Source organism: Mucilaginibacter sp. SJ (assembly GCF_028993635.1).
Classification (GTDB): Bacteria; Bacteroidota; Bacteroidia; order Sphingobacteriales; family Sphingobacteriaceae; genus Mucilaginibacter.
The window spans coordinates 6324057-6344849 of the sequence record NZ_CP118631.1; the positions used below are offsets into that span (position 1 = coordinate 6324057).

14 protein-coding genes are annotated in these 20793 nt (G+C 43.7%); all 14 read left to right on the top strand.

Features of this window, described 5'->3' with window-relative positions:
• The first annotated feature begins 5 nt into the window (after positions 1–5).
• The 14 genes from MusilaSJ_RS25885 (at position 6) to MusilaSJ_RS25950 (ending at position 20696) form a co-directional block, all read left to right on the top strand.
• Entirely contained in the window at positions 6–1628 is a 1623-nt protein-coding gene (locus tag MusilaSJ_RS25885; RefSeq protein WP_274987648.1) for a RagB/SusD family nutrient uptake outer membrane protein, read from the top strand.
• Positions 1629–1683: 55 nt separating this feature from the next.
• Positions 1684–3009, top strand: a complete 1326-nt coding sequence (locus MusilaSJ_RS25890; protein ID WP_274987649.1) for a BNR repeat-containing protein — start codon at positions 1684–1686, stop codon at positions 3007–3009.
• 120 nt (positions 3010–3129) lie between these two features.
• Positions 3130–4365, top strand: coding sequence for a DUF2264 domain-containing protein (locus tag MusilaSJ_RS25895; RefSeq protein WP_274987650.1), 1236 nt, complete (start codon positions 3130–3132; stop codon positions 4363–4365).
• 15 nt (positions 4366–4380) lie between these two features.
• Positions 4381–5490: a glycoside hydrolase family 43 protein gene (locus MusilaSJ_RS25900; protein WP_274987651.1), complete on the top strand. Its 1110-nt coding sequence runs from the start codon at positions 4381–4383 to the stop codon at positions 5488–5490.
• A 1-nt stretch (position 5491) separates the two neighbouring features.
• Entirely contained in the window at positions 5492–7345 is a 1854-nt protein-coding gene (locus tag MusilaSJ_RS25905) for a glycoside hydrolase family 2 protein (RefSeq protein ID WP_274987652.1), read from the top strand.
• 9 nt (positions 7346–7354) lie between these two features.
• Complete coding sequence (locus MusilaSJ_RS25910) at positions 7355–9181, top strand: glycoside hydrolase family 35 protein (RefSeq protein ID WP_274987653.1); 1827 nt, start codon at positions 7355–7357, stop codon at positions 9179–9181.
• A gap of 127 nt (positions 9182–9308) precedes the next feature.
• Positions 9309–9623, top strand: a complete 315-nt coding sequence (gene rhaM / locus MusilaSJ_RS25915) for an L-rhamnose mutarotase (protein ID WP_274987654.1) — start codon at positions 9309–9311, stop codon at positions 9621–9623.
• Positions 9624–9796: 173 nt separating this feature from the next.
• Entirely contained in the window at positions 9797–10606 is an 810-nt protein-coding gene (locus tag MusilaSJ_RS25920) for a helix-turn-helix domain-containing protein (RefSeq protein WP_274987655.1), read from the top strand.
• 64 nt (positions 10607–10670) lie between these two features.
• Positions 10671–12110: an alpha/beta hydrolase gene (locus tag MusilaSJ_RS25925; RefSeq protein WP_274987656.1), complete on the top strand. Its 1440-nt coding sequence runs from the start codon at positions 10671–10673 to the stop codon at positions 12108–12110.
• A 102-nt stretch (positions 12111–12212) separates the two neighbouring features.
• On the top strand, positions 12213–12779 hold the full coding sequence (locus MusilaSJ_RS25930) for an RNA polymerase sigma factor (protein WP_274987657.1): 567 nt from the start codon (positions 12213–12215) through the stop codon (positions 12777–12779).
• Positions 12780–13082: 303 nt separating this feature from the next.
• On the top strand, positions 13083–14099 hold the full coding sequence (locus MusilaSJ_RS25935; protein ID WP_274987658.1) for a FecR family protein: 1017 nt from the start codon (positions 13083–13085) through the stop codon (positions 14097–14099).
• 110 nt (positions 14100–14209) lie between these two features.
• Positions 14210–17662 (top strand): SusC/RagA family TonB-linked outer membrane protein, encoded by a 3453-nt coding sequence (locus MusilaSJ_RS25940; protein ID WP_274987659.1) that lies wholly within the window; start codon positions 14210–14212, stop codon positions 17660–17662.
• A gap of 11 nt (positions 17663–17673) precedes the next feature.
• Positions 17674–19164 (top strand): SusD/RagB family nutrient-binding outer membrane lipoprotein, encoded by a 1491-nt coding sequence (locus MusilaSJ_RS25945; RefSeq protein ID WP_274987660.1) that lies wholly within the window; start codon positions 17674–17676, stop codon positions 19162–19164.
• 32 nt (positions 19165–19196) lie between these two features.
• On the top strand, positions 19197–20696 hold the full coding sequence (locus MusilaSJ_RS25950; RefSeq protein ID WP_274987661.1) for a DUF5689 domain-containing protein: 1500 nt from the start codon (positions 19197–19199) through the stop codon (positions 20694–20696).
• Positions 20697–20793: the final 97 nt, after the last annotated feature.

Genomic DNA, 20793 nt, shown 5'->3' on the forward strand with positions numbered 1-20793 from the left:
AAGACATGAAAAATTATTCAGTAATATTACTCTTTGCAGGGGTGTTAACAGCATTCGCATCCTGCAAAAAATCATATCTCGACGAAAAACCATATTCATCGTATACCCCTTTAACGGTTACCGATTCATTGGGCATGGAGGCATCGGCGATAGGTTTATACAATCTGGAAACCGGAATACTAACTTATTCTGGCCGGCAGGGGTGGCCAAGTGTTTGGCAGGTAGGTACAGATGTGGCAAATGCAACAGCCCAGCAAGAGGGAATAGAGGTGCCTTACTATAACTATAGTCTGTTAACATCACAAGATAACGCCGCCGCTTATATTTGGGGCAAATACTATGCGATGATCAATAATGCTAATATTATAATTGATAACGCCGAAAATCCATCAAATACAAAATTAGGGCCTGTAGGTAAAAAACAGGTGGAAGCAGAGGCCAAGTTTTTCAGGGCTTATGCCTACAATAACCTGGTGACCTTGTTTGGAAAAGTTCCGCTTACTGATCATGCTTTAACTGTTCCCAAAATAAATTTTACCCGTGCTTCGCTTGATGAATTAAACGCGCTTATTGTAAGTGATCTTACCTATGCAAGCACTAACCTGTCTGATTTAAATGCCGGTAACTCGAAAACGAACGCTCAGGGTAAGCCCGTTGGCAGAGCCAATAAATATATGGCCATGCAGTTATTAGCCGAAGCTTACCTGCGTATGGGTAAAAACGACCTTGCCGAGCAACAGGCACAGGCTGTTATCAATAGCGGCAAATTTAGCCTGATAAAAGCCCGCTACGGTGTAAGGGCAGCAGGTGCAGGTGATTACTATTCAGATATGTTTGTATACGGTAACGAACGCCGTGCACAGGGAAACAGCGAAGCAATATGGGTACTTGAACAGGAAAACCCATCTGTTGTTGTAGGTGGCAATGTGGATGCCGCCCAGCAGCGCCGTGTGTGGGGTGCTGCTTATTATGCAGTTCCCGGAATGTTGCCGTGTGATTCATTGGGTGGGCGTAGTATTGCCAGGTTAAGGTTAAGTAACTGGGTACTTTACGGACTGTATCCGCAAGGCGATCTTCGTAATTCACAATACAGTATTAAAAGGCGATACTATTATAACGACCCCGCTTTCCCTGCGTTATTAGGCAAACCAGTGCCTTTTGCCGGCGCCGACACCTTATTCCGGATTTGCCCAAGTACAACCAAATGGGGAGCTTTTGATCCAAATGATACCTTTGGTTATGCAATGATCAAAGATTTTATGATGATGCGTTTAGGCGAGACTTACCTGCTGCTTGCTGAGGCACAGTTTAAACAAGGCAAAACTGCTGATGCGGCTACCTCGATTAACGTGTTAAGAACCCGGGCCAATGCACCACAAGTAACTGCCGGACAAATAACACTTGATTTTATACTTGATGAACGTGCCAGGGAGTTGATCGGTGAGGAAAACCGCCGTCAGACCCTAATGCGTACCGGTACCCTGGTCGACCGCGCAACGCGGTTAAACAGCAACGATGCCGTTCATCCAACAACAGGTATCGCAGCTAAAAATATGCTGCTGCCTATCCCGCTATCTGAAATTCAATTGAATAAAGATGCTGTATTGGAGCAAAATCCGGGTTATTAATTAAAACACAAATAAAAAGTAAGGGCAATTAATATTGCCCTTACTTTTACTTTTTATGAAGCTATACCATTTAAGATCACTGTTTTTTATATGTATCCTGTTTGGGAGCACTGTTGTTGTATTCGCTCAAACCCACAAAGCAACTACTACCACTATTGGTTTAGGCTGGGCAAATAACTCCGTCAACACGGTTGTGTTCCGCAAAAACTCATTGGTTACTTTTAAAGGCGAACAATATGCTGCTTATTATAACAACGACGAGGTGTTGGTTTTGGCTAAAAGAAAAAGCGGATCTGCTAACTGGCAGGTTGCCGCAACGCAATATAAAGCCGATGCTGCCGATGCTCATAAGGATATCAGTATCATGGTTGACGGCGCCGGCTATTTGCACGTTGCCTGGGGGCATCATAACCAAACCTTGAATTATGCTAAAAGCATTAAGCCCGGAGGTCTTGTTTTGTCGGCGCAACAAAGTATGACGGGTATTACCGAAAACAAGGTAAGCTACCCGGAGTTTTACCGTTTGCCGGGCGGAGATCTGTTATTTGTTTACCGCGACGGCGGCTCGGGGAATGGAAACCTGGTGATGAACAGATATAGTATCGCCACGCACAAATGGGTCAACATCCAGCAAAATCTTATTGACGGTGAGGATAAACGAAATGCCTACTGGCAAATGTGCATCGACAAAAAAGGGACTATCCACATTTCATGGGTATGGCGTGAAAGCCCTGACGTAGCAAGCAACCACGATATGGGGTATGCCCGCTCAAATGATGGTGGCTTGAGCTGGGAAAAATCAACCGGCGAAAAATATACGCTGCCAATTAATGCAGCGAATGCGGAGTATGCTTGCAAGATACCGCAGCACAGCGAACTCATTAATCAAACATCCATGTTTGCCGATGATAGGGGTAATCCATTTATTGCCACTTATTGGCGCGATAGTAGTACGACCATCCCACAATATCATATTGTTTTTAAAACCAGGGGGAATTGGCAGTCGGCTGATCTTGGTTTCAGGAAAACGGCATTCGACCTTGGTGGCACGGGTACCAAACGGATCCCAATTTCGCGCCCACAGATCATTGCCTGGAACAAGGACGGGAAGCAATCAGCAGCGCTAATTTTCAGGGATGCCGAACGCGGCGATAAAGTTTCTGTAGCGATGAATGCCGACCTGAAAACTTCAAACTGGCAGGTTAGCGATTTAACAACTACACCTGTAGGGGAGTGGGAGCCAACCTATGATACCGAATTATGGAAGGATAAAAAGATTCTTAACCTGTTTGTACAACAGGTTACCCAGGTTGATGGCGAAGGTAAAGCCAGCATACCGCCCACCAAAGTACAGGTGTTGGAATGGAAGCCTTCGTTGTAAGTCTTAAATTTTAAGTCAGAAGTCTCAAGTCGAAAGTCTTTAGAAAAAAAAGGACTTGGTACTTTCGACTTAAGACTTTCAACTTAAATAAATGCATAATAAAACAAATAAACAGCCAGGATGAAGAAACTCATATTTTACTTCGTATTGATAAGTGCTCCGTTTTGTGCATCCGCCCAAAGCAAAAAGAATACTGCGCAGGTATCCGACAGGAAATTATGGCTAAGCTACATGGATAAGGTAGCCCGGCCTGTGATCAGCAACCTTGCAGCCGATCAGCTTAAAGAGAAAATGCCTATGCAACTATCAGATAAGATTGATAATAAGGAAAGCCGGGCCAAAGTGGGTTACCTTGAAGCTTTTGGCCGCACGCTATGTGGTATAGCACCATGGTTACAGTTAGAAGGTGGTGATCCAGCCGAAATAAAACTTCGTGAGCAATATCGGGCATGGTCTTTAAAGGCTATCGCTAACGCTGTTAATCCGCAGGCTAAAGATTATCTGCAATGGAACGGAGGCCAGCCCTTGGTTGATGCCTCATTTGTGGCTTTTGCATTGGTACGGAGCCCATGGTTATGGGAGCATCTTGATGAAGCTACAAAAAAGCAGGTGGTTGAAGTGATGAAGGTTACCCGCGCAACTGTTCCGGTTTACTCCAACTGGATTTTGTTTTCGGGGATGATAGAGGCCTTTTTTTGCAAATATGATTTGGGCTATGACCCGGTAAGGGTTGAATTTGGCATCCGCGAATTTACCGAACACTGGTATGTTGGCGATGGTATGTATTCGGACGGGATGAGCTTTCATCTCGATTATTATAATAGCATCGTGATCCACCCAAACCTGAGCAGCATATTGGAGGAAGTTAATGCTAAAAAGAAAACTTATGTGCGTGAGGAACAACGTGAGTTGGCTGTTGGCCAACGTTATGCCGAAGTGCTTGAGCGCCTTATTAATGCTGATGGAAGCTTTCCGGCTATCGGACGGTCTATAGTTTATCGCGGCGGCGCATTTCATCATTTAGCAAATATCGCCTACAAAAAACAACTGCCTGCAAACCTGAAACCGGCACAGGTAAGATGCGCGCTAACAGCTATGATCAAAAAAACACTTGGCGCACCGCAAACTTTTACTGCCGATGGCTGGCTTAATATGGGTTTATATGGCAAGCAGCCCGGCCTGGCCGATTTTTATATTACAACCGGCAGCCTTTATTTCTGCGCTACTGTTTTTGTACCATTAGGCTTGCCCGAAACCGATCCGTTTTGGGCCGATGCAGATGAATCATGGACGGCTGTTAAAATCTGGAGCGGCCAGGATGCACCTGCCGATCATGCACTTGACATAAAAAAATAATACAAACATCTTTATATGAAATACTATCGATTTTTACTACTATCTGCTCTTTTGCTGTTAAGCATTGTCGGCCGGGCTCAAACAAAATTAACCAGCTTTAGTCCGGGAGCTATCTGGCCTGACGATAAAGGGGTACATATTAATGCTCATGGGGGAGGCATCCTTTATAATAATGGTGTATACTATTGGTTTGGCGAACACAAAATTGCCGGTGATGCCGGTAACAGGGCGATGGTTGGGGTTCATTGCTATTCGTCAAAAGATCTGTACAACTGGAAAGACGAAGGGATTTCGCTGAGCGTTTCGTCCGATACTACGAACGACATTGCAAAAGGCTGTATCCTGGAAAGACCAAAGGTTGTTTATAACAAAAAGACCAAAAAGTATGTGATGTGGTTTCACCTTGAGCTATTAGGCAAGGGCTACAGCGCAGCGCGTGCCGGGGTCGCTGTAAGCGATAAGGTGACCGGCCCGTACAAGTTCATTAAAAGCTACCGCCCAAATCCAGGACAAATGCCGTTTTATCCTGCACTTACTCCCGAAGGCGATAAAATAAACTGTGTTAGTCCGGCTCACGAAACCGATAAGTTTTTTTGCCGCGATTTGCCCGGAGGCCAGATGGCCCGCGACATGACCGTTTTTGTTGATGACGATGGCAAAGCCTACCACGTTTTTTCATCCGAAGAAAACTATACCCTTGATTTGGCAGAGCTAACACCGGATTATATGGGCCATACAGGTAAGTTTATCCGTATTTATATAGGCCACCAAACTGAAGCTCCTGCTTTGTTTAAACGTAATGGCACTTATTATATGATTGGCTCTGGTTGTACAGGCTGGGCGCCAAATGCTGCCCGCTGGTTTTCTGCAAAATCAATCTGGGGGCCCTGGACTTATCACGGTAATCCTTGTCAGGGACCGGATAGCAAAATTACTTATGGCGGTCAAAGTACGCATGTATTGCCTGTAGCCGGTAAAAAAGATGCTTTCATATTTATAGCCGATAAATGGACCCCGAAAGATGCTATTGATGGCCGTTACCTGTGGTTGCCTATCAGCTTCAAGGGCGATGACATCGAAATAAATTGGGTGGATAACTGGAACCTTGATGTATTTAAAAAATAACATGCGAAATTTTATAAGTTTATGCTGCCTGCTGCTTGTTGCCGGCACGGCCGCTGCACAGGATAGCCTGATCACCAATATTCAAAGCCGTAAATCGCTTGATCTGAATGGCAAATGGCAATACATTGTTGACCCCTACGAAACCGGGTTTTATGATTATCGTTACAAGGAGCTTAACGAAAAAAATGGCGACGCCTACTGGAACAGTGGCATCCCGGCTAACAAAACGGAGAAGAGGGAGCACGGCTACATTGATAAATATAGCATTGATGTACCCGGTGACTGGAATCATCAAAAGCCGGAGTTTACTTATTATGAAGGTACTATCTGGTATAAAAAATCATTCGACTATGTTAAATCCGCCAATGGCAGCAGACAGTACATATATTTTGGTGCTGTAAATTATCGTGCCGATGTATACCTGAACGGTAAAAAGCTGGGCATGCACAAAGGTGGCTTTACGCCGTTTAATTTTGAAATTCCTGCCGGACTGCTTAAGGAAAAGGAAAACCTGTTGGTGGTTAAGGTTGATAATAAGCGTTACGCCGATGAGGTGCCCACCCTCAATACCGATTGGTGGAATTACGGCGGTATTACCCGCGATGTAAAATTGGTTGAAGTGCCTGCTACCTACATCCGCGATTTTGTGATCCAGCTAAAAAAGCCCGTTAACGGTGCGGTTCCTGCTAAACAACCAGAGGTAAGCGGATGGGTTAAACTGAGCGATACTCCGCCAACTGGTCAAAATATCACCGTACAAATACCCGAACTTAAGTTTAGTAAGCAGTTTGCTGCTACAGGTACACTTACGCAAGTTAGTTTTAAATTACCAAAGGTGCAGCTATGGTCGCCGGAAACACCAAAACTGTACAAAGTTATTATAAGTAGCGGCGCCGATAAAGCAGAAGATAAGATAGGGTTCCGCACCATCGAGGCGCATGGCCCGAAGCTATTGTTAAACGGTAAGCCCGTATTTTTACGGGGGATCTGTATCCATGGCGAAATACCGCAGGATGTACGAAGGGCTTACAGCCAGCAGGATGCCGAACAATTGCTAAATCAGGCGCATGAGCTTGGCTGCAATATGGTAAGGCTGGCACATTATCCCCATGATGAAAAAATAACCCGACTGGCCGATTCTCTGGGTATTATGGTTTGGTCGGAGATCCCGGTTTACTGGACTATTGATTTTGGTAACGCTGCAGTGCTTGAAAAGGCAAAGGCGCAACTCAATGAGATGATCACCCGTGATCATAATCGCGCAAGCATCATTATCTGGTCGGTTGGTAACGAAACGCCAATAAGCGCAACCCGTACCAATTTTATGCACAACCTCATTATTAAGGCTAAGCAATTAGATAATACACGCCTGGTTTCGGCTGCGCTTGAGGTAAACTATAGTTCGGGTAAGGATTTGAATGTTGTGGATGACCCGTTGGGCGAGTTTGTTGACCTTGTTGCTTTTAACGAATACCTCGGCTGGTATGGCGGTCTGCCTGATAAATGCCGTACCACAAACTGGAGTACGCCATATAATAAACCTTTATTTATCAGCGAAACCGGGGCCGAAGCTAAAACCGGTTTTCATGCCGATTCATTGACCCGTTTTAGTGAAGAATACCAGGAATGGTACTTTAAGGAACAGGTAGATATGTTTAAGCGGATGCCTGCAAATTTTGTAGGTCTGTCACCATGGGTAATGGCCGATTTCCGGTCGCCAAAACGGAATAACCCACTGTACCAGGAAGGCTGGAACCGCAAGGGCCTTTATGACGATAAAGGCAATAAAAAGAAAGCGTTTTATATTCTTCAAAACTATTACAAACAAAAAAGCGCAGAAGCGCTGAACCGATAGCGCATCACAATGAAAAAAATTATCATATCCTTTTTAACAGTTTTAAGCCTGAGCATAACAGGTTTTTGCCAGGTACCCAAACATACCTTTGCACTGGGCGATGAAGCTTTTCTGCTTGACGGGAAACCTTTCCAGATGATTTCAGGCGAAATGCATTATCCCCGTGTGCCGCGCGAGGCCTGGCGTGCCCGCATGAAAATGGCGAAGGCAATGGGCTTAAATACCATTGGCACCTACGTTTTCTGGAACCTGCACGAGCCACAAAAAGGCAAATTTGATTTTAAAGGCAATAACGACGTTGCCGAATTTGTACGCATAGCCCAGCGGGAAGGCCTGTGGGTGATCCTTCGCCCAAGCCCATATGTGTGTGCTGAGTGGGAGTTTGGCGGATATCCTTACTGGCTGCAAAATAAAAAAGGCCTTGAGGTACGCAGTAAAGAGGCGCAATACCTTAAAGAGTACGAAAACTATATTAAAGAGGTTGGCAAGCAATTGGCTCCGCTGCAGATAAATCACGGCGGTAATATATTGATGGTACAAATTGAAAATGAGTATGGCTCGTATGGGAGTGATAAAGAGTATTTGGACATTAATCAAAAACTATTTAAAGAAGCCGGTTTTGACGGATTGCTGTACACCTGCGATCCTGCCCCTGATTTAGTAGCCGGTCACCTGCCGGGATTACTGCCGGCCGTTAACGGCCTCGACAATCCTGCAAAAGTGAAAAAGATCATCAATGAAAATCATGATGGCAAAGGTCCGTATTATATTGCCGAGTGGTACCCGGCCTGGTTTGATTGGTGGGGAACTGCCCATCACACTATCCCTGCCGAACGCTATGCAGGCAGGCTTGATTCTGTATTGGCAGCGGGTATCTCTATTAATATGTACATGTTTCATGGCGGTACTACCCGTGCGTTCATGAATGGTGCTAATTTTAAAGATACCTCGCCTTATGAACCGCAAACGAGCAGCTATGATTATGATGCACCGTTAGATGAGGCGGGTAATGCTACCCCGAAATTTATGCAGTTCAGGCAGGTGATCCGGAAGCATTTGCCTGCCGGTATGCAATTGCCGGATGTGCCGGCAGCCAAACCGGTAATCACAATTCCTGCTGTTAAACTAACACAATCGGTAAGTTTATTAAATACTCTGCCGGCTGTTAAAGAAAATCTAAGTCCGCTTACGTTTGAAGACCTGCACCAGGACTATGGTTTTGTGCTGTACCGAACTATTTTAAACGGAAGCAAAAGTGGACAACTTAAACTCAAAGAGCTTAGGGATTACGCTGTGATCATGATTAACGGTAAAAAAGTAGGCACGCTTGACCGTAGGCTTAATCAGGATAGCCTGTATCTAAAACTTCCGGCAGGTAAAGTAACGCTTGATATTTTGGTAGAAAACCTTGGCCGCATCAACTTTGGTAAGTATCTTTTGCAAAATAAAAAAGGGATCACCCAACAAGTGCTTTTAAACGGAAGGGAAGTGCAGCATTGGAAAATGTATTCGCTGCCCTTTTATGATTTAAGCACCGTGAAATTCTCTGCTGCGAAGCAAAATGCGCAATCGCCGGTGATCAGGAAAGGCGGATTTACGCTGGATAAAGTGGGCGATACTTACCTTGATATGAGCAACTGGGGTAAAGGTGTGGTTTGGGTAAATGGCCACAATCTTGGCAGATACTGGGGCGTTGGTCCGCAACAAACCTTATACCTGCCGGTTGAATGGTTAAAAAATGGATATAATGACGTTGAGGTTCTGGAATTGTTAAAGCCTGAACAAGATCAGTTATCCGGAATTGACAAACCGATATTGGACGTAGTAAAACCATAAAAAAGCTTAAAGCCGAAAGCTTAAGGCTCAAAGCCTTTTTATGTGTGTCGGAGAAATAAACTAATAAAAGCTTTGAGCTTTTCGCTTTAAGCCTTAAGCTCTTTTAATAATATAAATACTATTTACAATGGCAAGAGTAGCGTTTAAAATGAAGCTTCATGAAGGGCAAACCGCCGAATACAAGGCGCGGCATGATGCCATCTGGCCCGAATTGAGCAGTTTGCTTAAAGATGTGGGGATCAGTAACTATTCTATTTTTTTAGATGAGGATACACATTGGCTTTTTGGTGTGATGGAAGTTGAAGATCAGGAAGTCCTTGATCATTTGCCTGATAGCCCTATTATGAAAAAATGGTGGTTATACATGGCCGATATCATGGATACTAATGCCGATCATTCGCCGGTGAGTATCCCTTTGGAAGAGGTTTTCTTTTTGCCGTAGATACGAATATTGCTATTATTAAAATGGTTGTCATAAAGAGTGTGCTGCGGTAGGCGCCTTTGTGGTGGCCATTTTTGTTTTGTACGGATAGCATATGCCCGGCTTTTACCTTGCTGTATACGTTGTATCTTAATTAAAACAATTATTTTTACGGATATAGTTAGTTTCATACCATGGTTGAGATATTTCAGAATATCCGTAAAATATACAGGTTCAGCGCACCTTGCGAAGAGCTGGCTAACTATATCGAATTTTATTCACAATCAGTTTTAGATTTATCTGCACAGTACGTAAAAAATGAATTTTCATCGGTGAAGATGTTCCCCAGTTGGACACCTACTTTTTATATCAACCTTGGTTCGCCCTATTATATTGATTTAAAGAATACCCGGTATCATGTAAGGGAGCAGCAAGATGTTTTAATATTGAGAAATGAGGACGTTACCAGGCATAAACTATCTGCCGATAATATATTCACGGTTAAATTTAATCCGGGCGGTTTAGAGGCTGTTTTAGGTCTAAATCAAGTCCCGGTTATTGACAAGATCATTAACCTTAATCAAATTTTGCCCTGGCAATTACTTCAAAATGTAAAACAGCCTGTAAGTTTCGAGGAGCGTGTAATCATTGTTGAATCATTTTTGTTAGAGAAGCTCATTAAACAGGTAAGCCAGGATCATTATGTTAAAATTGTTAACGACAGCATTGGCGAATATCAGGCTACTGGCATGCAGTTGAATACATCAAAAGTTGCTGAGAGGCTGTTCATTACTTCTAAAACTATCAATCGGTATTTCAACAGGGTGATTGGCACCCCGCCTAAAAATTACTTCTCAATTGTGCGGAGCAGAAATGCATTAACAGCATTTGTAAATGACAGGGAAAACTTTGTTCCGATAGATTATGGATATTATGATTTAAGCCATTTTCATAAGGACGTCATGAACCTTACCGGGCAAAGGATAACGAAGCATCAATTTTAATTTGTCCGTTTTTTACTTTCAACGGGTAAGGCAGATCGCTTTCTTTGTAAGCTAAACAACGGTCATGAAAACATTCCTTATCATATTATTTGGCGCTACTTTTCTTATTCAAAAAGCTTATAGCCAGAAATACAAACCGGTATTAGAGTCTTACCCCGGGTTGGTTAAGGCAGACCCAAGGCTTGTTTTAAGAACAGGTTACCTTGTTGTACCGGAAAATAGAAGTAAACCAGCAGGGCGCAAAGTGAAGATCCCGTTTTTATTTGTACGCAGGCCGGACCAGGACCCGCGTAAAAACATCTCGCTTTACACAACAGGCGGGCCGGGCTATAGCACCACGCTTAATATCGATAGCATAAGCTATAACTCAGGCTGGTTAGCCTATGGCGGTTTTATCGCCTTTGATCAACGCGGAACAAAGCGGGCGCAGCCATGCTTGGATTGCATGGAAGTAACAACGGCCATTAAACGCAGTTACAGGGAAGGGAAAAATAAAGATAGCCTCGTATCTCAGGCCGTTACACAATGCCGAAACAGGTTTACAAAACAGGGTGTCGACTTATCAGCCTATAATACTATTGAAAGCGCAGAGGATATAAATGACTTAAGGTTAGCCTTAAATGTTGATTCGCTTAACCTGATTGGTATATCCTATAGTGGCGGCCTGATGCTGACCATGGCGCGAAACCATCCTGAGGGCGTTCGGGCGTTGCTTTTGAATTCACCGCTCCCCGGTTACGTAAATTTTGAAGAACACGCTTTGTTTAATATTAATGAAGCGCTTGAGCAGGTATTTCATAATTGCGAAACGGATTCCTCTGCCACGAAATATAAAAATTTAAGAACGAAGTTCCATCAATACTTCAGCGCTATCAACGGGAAGAAATATACCATAGCTTATCAGGAAAAAGGAAGCAATCAAGCTAATAGTCTCACTTATACAAAAAACGAACTACTCGATGCAATAATAGGCCGGATGAACTCCCGGCAGGTTAGCACGGTGCCTGCGGTAATGATTGATTTAATTGAAGGCCGTCATGATAAATATGTACAGGAGGTGTTTGATGGCTATTTCGCGGGTAATTCAAGCGTATCACTGGGTATGAGGTATTCTGTTTATTGCTCAGAACAAATTTCATACGATGATCCTACATTGGAAGCACAACAACATTTGGTATTGCCGTGGTTGGCTGGGTATCCGTTTAATAATGTAAATCATGCTATATGCAATTGTTGGAAGGTGAAGGCTGAACCTGCTATAGCAAAGCAGCCTGTTTATTCTACAGTACCGGCATTAATTTCGGCAGGTGACGTCGACCCCGATTGCAGGCCGTTTTATAACAGGTTGATAAAACGGTATATGCCTAATAGCCAATTATTGATCATTCATAATAGAGGGCATGCTCCGGGTTTTAGCGTAGACGGGACTGATTATGTGAAACTTTTTTTTGAAAATCCTTATAGAAAACTCACATCTCAATCAAAAAATTTGATCATAGAATAGGTGAACACTTTTCGACTGCTTTATGATCGATAAAGGTTTTCTGGTTTCTTAACATTAGCCTAACATGGCAACCTTACATTTGAGCCAAAACAACTCTTTGGCATGTATCCTGCACTTACTGATGAAGCGTTGATGGGGCTTATACAGCAAAGTAATCCCGTTGCCCTTGAAACTCTTTTTAATCGTTATTACAAAACTCTATGCCAGTTGTGCACGGTGTACACTAAGGATTATACTGTTGCCGAAGAAATTACTGCCAACCTTTTCATTAAACTTTGGGATAACCGCGATACTGCCATCCTTAATGTAAAAAGTTACCTGTTTGTAGCCGCCAAAAACCTCTCCTTAAATCATATCCAAAAAAAGAAAGACCCGGTACATTCCATCGAAGATATCGACCTTCAGGGCCATGTGTTAAAGGATAGGGATAATCCGTTCAAAATCCTTTCGGGCCGCGAATCGTACAATAAAATTTTAAGCCTGATTGATACATTGCCGGCCAGCCAAAGGCAGGTGCTGCTCATGAGCCGTATCGATAATCTCGACAAAAACGAGATTGCCAGAGTTTTGGGTATTTCGGTACGGACGGTTGAAACCACACTTTACCAGTCTATAAAAAAACTCCGCCAGCTGTTAAAAGGGCAGCACAATTTTACTTCCGAGGGTTAATGTGAGAGGCTGTTTAAAAAAATGTCATTTCGACGAACAGGAGGGATTGTGCTGCCGGAGTGAGGAGAAATCTTTTACGCCCGGTTATGAACTCTGCAAAATTGTCGTTTCTGACGCAGAAGATTTCTCTTTCGCCCGGATACTCGGCCCCCGCTGCTCTATCGAAATGACAATTTTTATTAATCGGGCCTAATTTTTCTTAACCGAACTTATATGATGTTTAATGATTTCTTAATGTAAACTTAACTTTTTTCGCTACGTATCGGCTACGTAAAATCAGTCTTTATTGCAGAGACAGATTTAATGGAAGATAATAGCTACCGCTTAATAGTTGAATATTTTGAAAAAACCATCAGTGATGATGGCTTAACACAGTTACAGGAGTGGATTGAGGAGAGCCCCGAAAACCTTGCCCAGTTTAGTGAAACCATCCAGATCCTGGAAGCATCCAAAGCATACTTTAAACAGCCGGAAAATGCCGAAAGTACCTGGGTTAAGATCAATGCTCATATAACCCAGCCTCAAACACCTGTAATTAAACGCACTCTTAAATTCAACTGGATAACTTGTGCTGCTGCCTGCCTGCTTATTTGTACTACAGGTTGGTTTGGATATAGGTATTTCAAACAATCGCCAGTTTTGGTTTATGAAGAAATCAGCAATGCCGATGGTAAGCGTTCTAAAATACAATTGCCCGATAGTTCGATAGTTTATCTTGGTGGCGGCAGTAAACTCAAATACGTCAAAAACTTTAGCGGTGAAAAACGCAACGTAACGCTTGATGGTGAAGCCTTTTTTGATGTGGTTCATCAGGCTAAGCCTTTTGTAGTTAAAAGCGGAGATATCACCACTGTTGTATTGGGTACTTCATTTAATATAAAAGCCTACCTGGCTGATCATAAGGTAGCTGTAACTGTGCAAAGCGGTAAAGTAGGGGTAATGGCCAATGTGCAGGGAAAACCTCAAATGGTTAAATACCTGGTGAAGAACGAGGAGATCAGCATCAATACTCAAAATGGTATTTACACTTTTAATAATACAGATGCATCGTCGGTAACTTCGTGGATCAACAACGAATTTGTTTTCTATAATACAACTTACAAGGAGATAGCTACTTCGCTTGAGCATCATTACGGCGTTAAGATCAGGTTTACAGAACAGGATTTGGGCAACGTAAGGCTTACAGCCAAATTAAGAGGGATGACATTGACAGATGCCATGGAAACGCTCAGCGCACTATCAGGATTGGGCTATACGCAAAAAGGCGATCAGCTATTTATTTCAAACAACAATCAAAAAGGAGGAAGTATAATGAAATAGTATTTACCCGGCTATTGGTAAAAGCCCGGACGTTGCTGGTAACAACCCCAGGCTTCAGAATTTTGACAATTTAAACTCACGGTTAGACAAGTATAAATTAAAGTAAATATATGAAAAAGTTATGGTTATTAACCATGCTGTTCTTTTTACAATTGCCTTTCGGCGGCATAAACGCTAAGGCTCAAACAGTAATAAACAAAAGGATCACGTTTGGTGCCGAGGGTATCATGCTTAAAGATGCCTTTCAGCAAATTGAAAAATCAGGCGATATCTCTATTAGCTATAACAATAGCCTGCTTGATGATAAACGCAAAGTACACATAACAAAAGCAGAGCGCTCATTAGGCGAAACACTCGACCTGCTTTTAAAAGGAACTACCTGCACTTACAGGGTGGCAGGTGAACGTAATATCCTCGTCATTGCAAAAACACAGGATAGGGGTAGTATTAAAGGGAAAGTGGTTGATGAAAAATCAGAACCACTTCCCGGTGCTACTGTAAAAGTTCCGGGGACCGGGGCTACAGCTATCAGCGGTGTTGACGGTTCATACACGTTAAATATTGTGCCGGGTACTTATACGGTTGAGGCAAGCTTTATCTCGTACGAAACAAAAAGGATTCAGAATGTAAGTGTTAGCTCAAATGCAAACACTGTTTTAAATATCACGCTTAGTCCGGCCGATAATAAGCTTAACGAGGTTGTAGTAACAGCCCTTGGTATTAAAAGGGAAGATAAAAGTTTGGGTTATTCTGCGCCGGTTATTAAAGGTGATCAGCTAACCGGCGCCCTTTCAGGTAACTGGACTGACGCGTTATCTGGTAAAGTAGCAGGTTTAAACCTCATCCGTTCAAACAGCGGTCCGGCAGGATCAAATAAAATCATTCTTCGCGGTGAAAACAACCTTACAGGCGATAACGAAGCTTTGATAGTGGTTGACGGTGTGGTAATTAACCAGGGTAGCGGCAGGCGTACAAGCAACTCCGGCGAATCGGCCTATGGCACCAGCAGCGATAACATGCCTGCCGATTATGGCAGCAACCTGAACGATATCAACCCGGAAGATATTGAAACGGTAACCGTGTTAAAAGGCCCGGGCGCGGCAGCACTTTATGGTCAGCGTGGTGCTAACGGTGCCATTATTATTACCACAAAATCGGGTAAAAAACATAGTGGTTTAGGTATCACTTTTAATTCAAATGCCAGCCTTGAAAGTGTAAACCGCTGGCCCGACCTGCAGTACGAATACGGGCAAGGGACGGCAGGTTCGCGTTATTATTCGTTCGGCGCGGGGCCGGATGGTGCAAGCACAAGCGCAACAAGTTCGGCTTACGGCCCTAAGTTTGATGGCCAGCTTTTTTACCAGCTTGATCCGGTTACTCAAAAGCAAAGTACAACACGTACGCCATGGGTGCCATATAAAAACCAGATCCGTGATTTTTTTGATGTTGGCCAAACTTTTACCAACTCGGTAAGTGTCGACGGCGGTAGTGATAAAACAACAGCGCGTTTTTCGGCCACTAATGTTACTAATCACTGGATAACGCCTAACACTGGTTATACCCGTAACAGCATCGCTTTATCGGTTAACTCAAAGATCAATGATAAGTTAACCATCAACGCAAAAGTAAATTACAACAACAAAAACAGTGACAACTTACCGGGCGCAGGCTACGGTAACCAATCGTTGATGTACTGGTTTATATTCTGGCAGCCCAATGCCAATTTAAACTGGTTGAAGAACTACTGGAAAAACGGACAGGATGGTAAGGCTATATTTTATCCTTTCAGCTCGTTTCCTGAAAACCCTTACGCGGTATCATACGAGTTTATCAATAAATCAAACCGCAACTCAGTTACCGGAAACGTTGAGGCGCTTTACAATGTAACAAAAGAGTTTAGCGTACAGGTTCGTGCTACTTTAGATATGGGTTATGAGCAGCGTGCACAACAACGTCCGTATGATGCCGGTACCAAATATCCAAAAGGTTCGTATCGCACCCAAAACATATATTCAGAAGAGCAGGGCGCCGATTTCCTGTTGAAATACAACAAGAAAATAACGCACGATGTTAACATTACCGCTACAGCCGGTGGCAGCATGCTCCGCAATAATTATAACCGCGATGAGGTACGTGCCGATTCACTGGTGTATCCCGGTGTATATTCAATGGCGAACAATGCTGGTCCGCTGGTTACGTTGCCTTATAAATCAAAATATGCTATCAACAGCTTTTACGGCTTGTTATCGACATCTTTTAAAGATTATTTGTATATGGATTTAACAGCCCGTCAGGACTGGATCAGTACACTGGCTACTGCGAACCGTACCGATCAGGTTGGTTTCTTCTATCCATCGGCAAGCATGAGCTTTTTGCCATCAGAAGCTTTCAAACTGCCTAAATTTATTGACTATGCAAAAGTGAGGGCATCGCTTGCAGGTGTTGGTAGTGGTACAACAAACCCTTATCAAACCTCATTTAATTATGTATCGGCGGGTAGCACTTATGCAGGTGGTTTGCAAAATCCGCGTACACTATCAAACCCCGATTTAAAACCACTGCGCACTACCACACTTGAAGTTGGTGCCGAAGCAAGGATGTTCAGCAATCGATTAGGTTTTGATATCGCTTTATATACTGGTAATACCAAAAATCAGATCCTTAGCCGCACTGTGGATCAATCGTCAGGTTATAACCAAGCCGTTATCAACGTAGGTAAGGTAAATAATAAAGGCATCGAGATTTCATTGAACGGAACGCCTATACGCAAAGCCAACGTGTTTAGCTGGAATGTTACCGCAACATTCAGCGCTAATAAAAACACTATTGAACAGCTTGCCGATAGTGCTGTTGTGTTACGCAATGGCCCAACCGGCGGCGGCCAGATTGTTGCCCGTGTAGGTGGCAGCATGGGCGATATGTACGGTCGCGGCTATTTACGCTCGCCCGATGGGCAGATCGTTTACGATGCTTCAACAGGCTTCGCCAAACTATCAGATGATCTGGTTTATTTGGGCAACACCATCCCTAAATGGAAGGCAAGCATGGGGCATGATTTTAGGTACAAGCAATTTAATCTGCACCTGTTATTTGATGCCCAGGTTGGCGGCGTGTCATATTCGTTATCAAACTATAAACTGGCCGAGCAGGGTAAAACAACGCTTACCTTACCGGGCAGGTATAACGGCATCATAGGTAAGGGTGTTATCCAAAACCCTGACGGCAGCTACAGACCGAACGATGTTATTGCAACAGATGTTGACGGTTACTACCGCTCACACTATGGTATTGATAACGCCGAAGGTAATACGTTTTCAACCAACTTCCTGAAATTCCGCGAGGCAAGGTTTGACTATTCATTAAGCCCGCGTTTAGTTAAACGCCTTGGTTTGCAGCGTGCTACGGTTGGTGTATATGGTCGTGACCTATACATCTGGACTAAGTGGCCAATCTTCGATCCCGAATTTGGTACGCTTTCGGGTACCGACATTGTACAGGGATTTGAAGTGGCACAGTTTCCATCAACCCGCACATTTGGTTTTAACATAGTTATTGGCATTTAATAATTAACAATATGAAAAGGAACGGATATATACTTATATCAATGATGATGTTGTTCGTTAGCATAATGTCGTCATGTAAAAAGGATTTTATTGCACTTAATACTGATCCCAACGGTACGCCTAATGCTTTGCCGCAGCAATTGCTGGCCCCGGCATTGGTGAATACATTGGGTACTAATATGCTTCGTGCCCGAAATTTTAATAACGAGCTGATGCAGGTTACTGTAGATGCAGGCGATTCGGAGGGCAGAGTGTTCAGGTATGATATTAAACGTACCTGGGCCGATGTTACCTGGAATGCATGGTACACGCAGTTAACCAACTTTAAAGATATTTATACTATTGCCGGCAAGGAGGTTACCTACAACAAAACTTATATGGGGATATCGCTCATATGCCAGGCATGGTTGTATTCAATGCTTACCGATACTTATGGTGATGTACCTTACTTTGATTCAAATAAAGGCAAGGACGGAAATTTTACGCCTAAGTTTGATAAGCAGAAAGATATCTACCTGGATATTTTCAAAAACCTGGAAGCAGCAGATACCCTGCTTAATGCATCGGCAAATGTTGTAGCAGGAAGCGATCCTGTGTTTAACGGGATTGCTTTAAAATGGCGCAAGTTTGGTAACACGCTTTATTTAAGGTTGTTGTTAAGGATATCGGGCAAAGCCGATGTTTCGGCTGATGTGATAGCTAAGATCAAACAGATCGTTGACACCAACCCCGATGCTTACCCTATCATGGGCAGCAATGATGATTCGGCAGTTTTACGTTGGACAGGCTCCGGTGCTTTAACATCGCCGTTTATTGGCGGAGTACGTGAACAGGACTGGCGGCAACCCGGCGTTTGTGAGTTTTTTGTAAATAACCTTGCTAAATGGGCCGATCCGCGGTTGACGAGCAACCGCTGGTCGATATCAAGTTACCAGGGTGGCATACAGGGTATTCCGAGTGGTTATGCACCAGGTGAAAATGTTGGTATCAAATCATATTTCCTTTCTACCACATCAACAACTACCTTAATGAACGACCCGTTGATGGGTAATATCATGAACTATTCGGAGTTACAGTTTATCCTTGCCGAGGCTGCTGCCAAAGGCTGGATAGCCGGAGATGCATCAGTCTACTACAAAAATGGCGTTCAATCGGGCATCACGTTCTGGATCCCAACCTATGCGGTGCCTATTGATACCTATTTAGCAGGCGCTGATATCACCTGGGATAATGCTGCTCCGCTTGATGAAAAGATGGAAATGATCCATGTTCAAAAATACTACTCGATGTTTTACACCGATTTTGAGCAATGGTTTGAGTACCGCCGCACAGGTCACCCGGTATTGCCAAAAGGTAATGGTTTAAGGAACAACGGCATTATGCCGGCAAGGCTGCAATACCCGGTTTATGTTCAATCGGCCAATCCCGATAGTTACAAGGCTGCTGTGTCCGTGCAGGGTGCCGATGAGATTAGTACGCAGGTGTGGTGGCAAAAACAATAACAAACCGGTTTTAAAACTAAGATATCCATAAAATGAAAAAGATATATTTATTACTGGTGCTTGCAACGGCTGTCAGTATAAGTTCATGTAAAAAGAATAAATATGCCGAAGGTACATTAAGCCCTATCATAGCTGTTGTTGACCTTAGGAATATTTATAAAGGCTCGGATGTTGTGCTTAACAGCAGCAATATGGGCGGAGCCAAGGAAATAGTAGGTGTTGTAATCTCAAACGCCGCTGCAGGCAACAGCCCGGCTGGCATATTAGTGGTACAAAATAATCGGAGAAATGCAATAAGAGGGATTTCCCTTGAAATAGGAAATACAGCTGCAAACTATGTTCCCGGCGATTCGGTGGTGGTGCAGGTGGAGGGTGCAACGCTTACTAAAGTAAACGGCAGTATGCGTGTTAAAGGCTTTACCGAAAGTTCGGTGAATAAAGTTGGTACTAACAAAACTGTCAAAGTTCAGTCCGTCCCATCAGCAACCTTGCTGGCTTCGCCTGATGTTTATGAAGAAACATTGGTTACAGTAGCAAAAGCCGTAACCAATCCGGAGCCGCAACAAGGCGAAACCTACGCCGGCGATAAAACCATTAATGACGGTTTTGGCAAAATAACCATGCACACTGAGGCTAATGCAAGCTTTGCCACAACTGAACTACCGTTCAGCGCTAATTTTAGCGGGATCCCATTCGCGATAACATCAGGTGCAGATACCAAATTGCAGCTTTGGCCTCGTACTATTGACGATGTATTTACGCTTGCAGCAAGCAAACCATCGCCAATCATAATAACCGGATACCTTACCAATCCTTCGGGCAGCGATGCTGATTATGAGTATATCCAGTTCAAGGCAACTAAGGATATCGACTTTTCGGTAACCAATTATGCTGTAGTAACCTGTAATAACGCTGGTACCAACCCGGCACCTGCCAATGGCTGGGCGCAAGGTTTGGCAAAAACCTACAAGTTTAACCTTACATCCGGCACAGTTAAAAAAGGGCAGTTTTTTTACGTAGGGGGTAATAAAAATATCTGGGGCAAGGGCTCAACAGATATCAGCTCATCCAACTGGATCAACAGCACCATGTATGCCGAAGTGCCGGGTGCTGATTTCGGTAATGTAACTACCAATCTGCTGGCTAACAGTGGTAACGTAGCAGGAGTTTCAGTTTTTGCGGGCATAACAGTTAATGCCTCAAGCGTTCCGCTTGATGTGATCATGTATGGTGGCGGTGGCACCGTGTACTCGGCTGGCCCGCCGGAGATTGGTTACCGCATCACCAATACCGATTACTACAGTACCATTAACCCGGTAACCCGCACCGAGCAGGGCTTTTATGGCGGCGGCTCCAATACGTCAAAACTACCTTTACCAACCGATGGCTTATTTAGCCAGTTAGGCGGTGTTTATGATGCGCTTACCGGAAGATGGGTGGCCGGCCGCACAGTAACCAGCGTTACACTTACACTAACATCGCCAATTAGCACCATTGAAACGGCTACAGGCGTAACAACAATTCAGAACTAAAAAAGCGTAAAGGCTGGTGGTAAATTGATAAAAATAAAAAGCGTCGGATAGTGCGATTCCCCTCTCGAGAGAGGGGTGGAGGGGTGTGTTTCTGCTT